Source organism: Polaribacter sp. BAL334 (genome assembly GCF_015767435.1).
GTDB lineage: Bacteria > Bacteroidota > Bacteroidia > Flavobacteriales > Flavobacteriaceae > Polaribacter.
This window is the reverse complement of record NZ_JADWOV010000292.1, coordinates 1-851: the sequence shown is the minus strand read 5'-3', so window position 1 is coordinate 851 and position 851 is coordinate 1. Positions and strand designations below refer to the sequence as shown.

The window sequence follows — 851 nt, the reverse complement described above, 5'->3', positions numbered from 1 at the left end:
TAGTTAGGGTTTTTTAATTTTATATTTTCCCAACATCTTCCCGATAATTTTTTAAAATTTATTTACTAAAGAGTATAATCCCTTTGAGCCACTTTTAGCTTCTAAATTCCATTCTTGATACAAAGGTAGCATTTCACAAGAAACTTCGGTATATGGCTTCGCATAGCCTTCTTTTATCATAATTTCATTTAAGACTCTGCCATCATTCAAAACAAGGTAGCCTAATTGCCTTCCATACTTATCTTCTAATTTGTCTTTTTCTTGTATTAGTTTACAATTATCACCCAAATTTACTTGACTTCTTAAAAAGTTGTAGGACAAATATCCCAATTCTATCAAAAATGAAGCTGGTAGATTTAATTCTTTTTCGTCTTTTTTTATCTTATCACAAATTTTCATTTCAGGTGCGTCAATACCTAAAAATCGTACTTCAAATTGATTTTTACTCATTTTATCTTCCAATATTAAACCGTCACCATCAACGAATCTGACTACTTTTTGGAGGTGTTTTTCAATTATTGGTTCTTTACTATTAAAATGCGTCATATTGCTTTTATTTGCTTGGGTTAAAATGTTGTATATCAATGTATTATTATGTAAATTTAAGAATTAATTTTAAATATATATAAATTGGCACAGCAAAAAGGGCATATAAAATATGTCGGTACATTAGGTGAGGTTAGACACTTCAAAATTAAGGGAACAGAGGGATATTTTGCAGGATTGAAAGGCGGACCATCTGCGGATCAAATTGCAACTGACCCTGCATTTATTCGTACTCGTGAGAATATGAATGAATTTGGTGGAAGTGCTATTGCAGGAAGGTCTTTCCGAAATAGTATTACGAATTT

General features: G+C 30.8%; 1 protein-coding gene and 1 pseudogene. One reads left to right on the top strand and one right to left on the bottom strand.

All coding sequences use genetic code 11. From position 1 onward, the window contains the following. Nucleotides 1-51: 51 nt before the first annotated feature. Nucleotides 52-546 (bottom strand): thermonuclease family protein, encoded by a 495-nt coding sequence (locus tag IU405_RS08655; protein WP_197438214.1) that lies wholly within the window; start codon nucleotides 544-546, stop codon nucleotides 52-54. A gap of 84 nt (nucleotides 547-630) precedes the next feature. Here IU405_RS08655 and IU405_RS08650 point away from each other — a divergent pair. Continuing rightward, nucleotides 631-851 (top strand): annotated as a pseudogene (locus IU405_RS08650) (hypothetical protein); the annotation flags it as partial.

Bases quoted from the DNA above. Each gene is read 5' to 3' on its own strand.
- IU405_RS08655 (WP_197438214.1), bottom strand. From the start codon at position 546: ATGACGCATTTTAATAGTAAAGAACCAATAATTGAAAAACACCTCCAA.